The sequence below is a fragment of the Bradyrhizobium sp. genome (genome assembly GCF_016462955.1).
GTDB lineage: Bacteria > Pseudomonadota > Alphaproteobacteria > Rhizobiales > Xanthobacteraceae > Bradyrhizobium.
On record NZ_JAEMSD010000304.1, the window covers coordinates 1 to 4,843 of the forward strand.

Below are 4,843 nucleotides of genomic sequence, written 5' to 3' on the forward strand. Positions count from 1 at the left end.
CCCCGTTGAGAGCGGGGTGCGCCGGTTCGCCTCCGGCTGCCAGTCACGGTTGCAAAGAGCGAAGTCACCTTCGACAAGGCATCCCTTTGAGAGAGATGCTGGGCGCTCCGGGTTTGCTTCGGTCGCTCGACCTTTCAGTCTCGACTTCCGCACGTCCGAAGAGCCCCTCGGCTTCTTCACCCCTTGGCGGCTGTCCGGCCTCTTGTCCGGATACCTACCGACTGACACACGACCACAGGCACGTGCGAAATTGGGCAAGTCCGCACATAAGTGTTTTGACTCGGCTTCGCAAGAATTTTTTTAGGCTGTGAGCAGAATGCCTAACATCTGCTTGCGCGCTGTGGCGCGAGCGACGCGGAAGATGAACGCGCGTTAAGTTTTCGCGGGCCTCGCGCGTGTTGCTGGCGCGAGGAAGCGTCAGCCGCGCTTGGTGAAGGGCTCGATGCGCTGAGCGCCGCGGATGAAGGCGGTCATCACGAGCACGCCGAGCGCGAACAGCACGGCCTGCAGGATGTGCGCGCCCTGGTCGCCGAGCCCGAACAGAATCGCAAGCGCCCAGCCGCCGGCAAAGGCGGCGCCGAACACCTCGGCGCCGATCAGGATGGCCGCGCTGATGACGGTGACGACGCTGGACCAGACGATCTGGCGGGACGAGGAGGAAGGCGCGTTCATGGCTTCGGGGGTCCTGACTTCGAGGGCCGCAATCTCCCCGAAAAGGCGGCCGGGAGCAAGGGCAAACGGCCCAAAAAAGCCCCATCGCGTGCTATAGCTGGCCCAACAATCGCGCCACGAAACTGGACTTGTGATGTCAGAATCCCGCCAAATTACGGACCCCGAGACCAATCCGCTGCTGAAGGCCTGGGTGACGCCGTTCGCGGCCCCGCCCTTCGACGAGATCGAGCCGGAGCACTTCCTGCCGGCCTTCGAGCAAGCCTTCGCCGACCACGCAGCCGAGATCGCGGCGATCACCAGCGATCCGGCGGTGCCTGACTTCGCCAACACCATCACGGCGCTGGAGCGCTCGGGCAAGCTCCTGAGCAAGGTCGCGGCGGTCTTCTACGACCTGGTCTCGGCGCATTCCAACCCGGCCATCCTGGAGATCGACAAGGAGGTCTCCTTGCGGATGGCGCGGCACTGGAATCCGATCATGATGAACGCCGTGCTGTTCGGTCGCATCGCCCAGCTGCACGAGAACCGCGCCAATCTTGGGCTCACGCCCGAGCAGCTGCGCCTCCTGGAGCGCACCTACACCCGCTTCCACCGCGCCGGCGCCGGTCTCTCCGAGGAGGCGAAGACGCGGATGGCCGCGATCAACGAGCGGCTGGCCCAGCTCGGCACCAGCTTCAGCCACCATCTGCTCGGTGACGAGCAGGACTGGTTCCTGGAGCTTGGGGAGGCCGACCGCCAGGGCCTGCCGGAGAGCTTCATCGCTGCCGCCAAGGCTGCGGCGGAAGAGCGCGGCATGGCGGGCAAGGCCATCGTCACGCTGTCGCGCTCCTCGGTCGAGCAATTCCTGAAGAGCTCGGCGCGGCGCGATCTGCGCGAGAAGGTCCACAAGGCCTTCATCGCGCGCGGCGACAACGGCAACGCCAACGACAACAACGCCGCCATCGGAGAAATCCTGAAGCTGCGCGAGGAGAGCGCAAACCTCCTGGGTTACCCGACCTATGCCGCCTACCGGCTCGAAGACTCCATGGCCAAGACGCCGGACGCGGTGCGCAGCCTGCTCGAGCGGGTTTGGAAGCCGGCCCGGGCGCGGGCGCTCGCCGACCGCGACGAGATGCAGGCGCTGATCACGGACGAGGGCGGCAATTTCAAGCTCGCCCCCTGGGACTGGCGCTTCTATGCCGAGAAGCTTCGCCTCCAGCGCGCCAATTTCGACGATGCCGCGATCAAGCCGTATCTCAGCCTCGACAACATGATCGCCGCTGCCTTCGACTGCGCCACGCGCCTGTTCGGCGTCACCTTCGAGGAGCGCAAGGACGTTCCGGTCTGGCACCCCGACGTCCGGGTCTGGGAGATGAAGGGTCCGGACGGCAAGCACAAGGCCCTGTTCTATGGCGACTACTTCGCCCGGCCGTCGAAGCGCTCCGGCGCCTGGATGACCTCGCTGCGCGACCAGCAGAAGCTCGACGGCGATGTCGCGCCGCTGGTTCTCAACATCTGCAATTTCGCCAAGGGGGCCGGCGGCGAGCCGTCGCTGCTGTCGCCCGACGACGCCCGTACCTTGTTCCACGAGTTCGGCCACGGCCTGCACGGCATGCTCTCCAACGTGACCTACCCGTCGCTGTCGGGCACCTCGGTGTTCACCGACTTCGTCGAGCTGCCGTCGCAGCTCTACGAGCACTGGCAGGAGCGGCCCGAGGTGCTGCAGAAGTTCGCCCGCCACTACCAGACCGGCGAGCCGCTGCCGGACGACCTGCTCCGGCGCTTCCTTGCCGCGCGAAAATTCAACCAGGGCTTTGCCACGGTCGAATTCGTCTCCTCCGCGCTGGTCGACCTCGAATTCCATACTCAGCCGGCTGAAGCCGCGCAGGATGTCCGCGCCTTCGAGCGGCGCGAGCTGGAGAAGATCGGCATGCCCGAGGAGATCGCGCTGCGGCACCGCCCCACGCAGTTCGGCCACATCTTCACCGGAGACCACTACGCCGCGGGCTACTACAGCTACATGTGGTCGGAGGTGATGGACGCCGACGCCTTCGGCGCGTTCGAGGAGGCCGGGGACATCTTCGATCCCGCCGTGGCCAAGCGGCTGCATGACGACATCTACTCGTCCGGCGGCTCGCTCGATCCCGAAGCCGCCTACGAGGCCTTCCGCGGCCGGCCGCCGGAGCCCGACGCGCTGCTGCGCCGCCGCGGCCTGCTCGACAACGCCAAGGCCGCGTGATGGGCACGATGCGCCGTCTGTTTGGATTGCTGCTGGCCGCCGGCCTGTCGCTCGCAGCGGGTGCCGCCAGCGCGCATCCGCATGTCTGGATTACTGCGACCAGCGAGCTTCTTTACGCCGCTGACGGCACCATCACCGGCGTGCGCCACGCCTGGACGTTCGACGACATGTTCTCGGCCTATGCGGTGCAGGGGCTCGAGAGCAAGACCAAGGGCGCCTACACCCGCGAGGAGCTCAAGCCCCTGGCACAGACCAACGTCGAGTCGCTGAAGGAATACGCCTACTTCACCTTCGCGCGAGCCGACGGCAAGAAGGAGCGATTCCAGGAGCCGGTCGACTACTACCTGGACTACAAGGACACGGTGTTGACCCTGCACTTCACGCTGCCGCTGAAGAACCCGGTCAAGCCCAAGCAGTTGGTGCTCGAAGTGTTCGACCGTTCCTTCTTCATCGACTTCCAGATGGCCAAGGAGAATCCGGTCAAGCTGGTCGGTGCGCCCGCGGGCTGCCAGATGAAGCTGGAGCGGCCGAACGACGGTTCGGCGAGCGCCCAAAAGCTCGACGAGCAAACCTTCCTGAGCGGCGAGAACGCCAATTTCGGCATGATGTTCGCCAACAAGATCACGGTGGATTGCCCTTGAAGCCGCAACTCCCTCCGCTCGCGCGCGCCGTGCTCGCCGGCGCCGCCGTTCTGCTGATGGTCGGCGTGGCCGATGCGGCGCTTCACGAGGTCCTCGCGCAAAATCCGTTCGGCGCGCCGCGCCCGGCGCAGGCGGCCGGGTCCGAGGCGGGCGGTGTAGTCGGCTGGCTCCTGGCCAAACAGTCGGAATTCTATCGCCAGATGTCGGCAACCATCCGCGCCGCCAAGTCCGACGGTTCGGCGGTGTGGACGCTGCTGTTCATTTCCTTTGCCTACGGCATCTTCCATGCCGCAGGCCCCGGCCATGGCAAGGCGGTGATCGCCTCCTACCTGGTCGCCAACCGCGAGACCGCGCGGCGCGGCATCGCGCTGTCGTTTGCGTCCGCCCTGATGCAGTCGCTGGTGGCGATCCTGATCGTCGGCATCTCGGCCTGGGTGCTGAACGCGACCGCAAAGACCATGTGCAAGGCGGAAGGGGTCATCGAAATCGCGAGCTACGCCCTGATCGCGTTGTTCGGCCTGCGCCTGGTCTGGGTCAAGGGCCGCATCTTCATTCGCGCGCTGCAGGCGATTCAGCCGGTGCCGGCGATCGCCGGCGTGCCGCATGACCATCATGATCACAGCCATCACCATGATGCGCATGATCATCACGGCCATGATCATCATCATCACCACGATCATGCCCATGCGCACGCCCATCATCATCACGGGCACGACCACGTTCATGACGAGCATTGCGGTCACTCCCACGGCCCCGCTCCGAGCGAACTCGCCGGTGCCGGAGGCTGGCGGCGCGGCTTTGCCGCCATTCTGACCGTCGGTATCCGTCCCTGCTCGGGCGCGATCCTGGTGCTGGTGTTCGCGCTCGCCCAGGGCCTGTTCTGGGCAGGCATCGCCGCGACCTTCCTGATGGGATTGGGCACCGCGATCACGGTGGCGGCCATCGCCGTCGTCGCCGTCTCCGCCAAGGACATCGCCGCCCGCCTCAGCGCCGGCCGCGACGGCGGCGGTGCACTCTTCATGCGCGGCATCGAATTCGCGGCCGCCGGCGTCGTGCTGCTGTTCGGCGCAGGCCTCCTGTTCGGCTACATCGCGGCCGAACGGACGACGTGTTTTTGAGGCACTCTCTCTTACCCTCCAGGGGAGGGTAAGAAGCGCACGGGCTGCAATCGCCTAGCCCAGTCGCTTCCCGAACGCCCTCCGGTCCGCTATCAGTCCTTCAAACCAACAAGAACGTCTCGGGGGACGCCATGTCGCGCGAACAATTCTGGTTTTTTCATCCGTTCCGGGTGCGGTATTCCGAGATCGACGGGCAG

At 65.8% G+C, this 4,843-nt stretch carries 4 protein-coding genes; 3 read left to right on the forward strand and 1 reads right to left on the reverse strand.

Annotated features, from left to right (window positions below; genetic code table 11):
* Positions 1–417: 417 nt before the first annotated feature.
* On the reverse strand, positions 418–672 hold the full coding sequence (locus JHD07_RS25755) for a hypothetical protein (protein WP_291627162.1): 255 nt from the start codon (positions 670–672) through the stop codon (positions 418–420).
* A 133-nt stretch (positions 673–805) separates the two neighbouring features.
* Here JHD07_RS25755 and JHD07_RS25760 point away from each other — a divergent pair, with 133 nt between their 5' ends.
* From JHD07_RS25760 to JHD07_RS25770, 3 genes are read left to right on the forward strand one after another with little or no spacing between them, the layout of a single operon-like run.
* On the forward strand, positions 806–2,887 hold the full coding sequence (locus tag JHD07_RS25760) for a M3 family metallopeptidase (RefSeq protein WP_291627164.1): 2,082 nt from the start codon (positions 806–808) through the stop codon (positions 2,885–2,887).
* On the forward strand, positions 2,887–3,528 hold the full coding sequence (locus tag JHD07_RS25765) for a DUF1007 family protein (protein ID WP_291627166.1): 642 nt from the start codon (positions 2,887–2,889) through the stop codon (positions 3,526–3,528). Before JHD07_RS25760 ends, JHD07_RS25765 begins: the two co-directional genes overlap by 1 nt.
* Positions 3,525–4,646, forward strand: coding sequence for a nickel/cobalt transporter (locus JHD07_RS25770; RefSeq protein ID WP_291627168.1), 1,122 nt, complete (start codon positions 3,525–3,527; stop codon positions 4,644–4,646). Before JHD07_RS25765 ends, JHD07_RS25770 begins: the two co-directional genes overlap by 4 nt.
* Positions 4,647–4,843: the final 197 nt, after the last annotated feature.

Bases quoted from the DNA above. Each gene is read 5' to 3' on its own strand.
- JHD07_RS25755 (WP_291627162.1), bottom strand. From the start codon at position 672: ATGAACGCGCCTTCCTCCTCGTCCCGCCAGATCGTCTGGTCCAGCGTC.
- JHD07_RS25760 (WP_291627164.1), top strand. From the start codon at position 806: ATGTCAGAATCCCGCCAAATTACGGACCCCGAGACCAATCCGCTGCTG.
- JHD07_RS25765 (WP_291627166.1), top strand. From the start codon at position 2,887: ATGGGCACGATGCGCCGTCTGTTTGGATTGCTGCTGGCCGCCGGCCTG.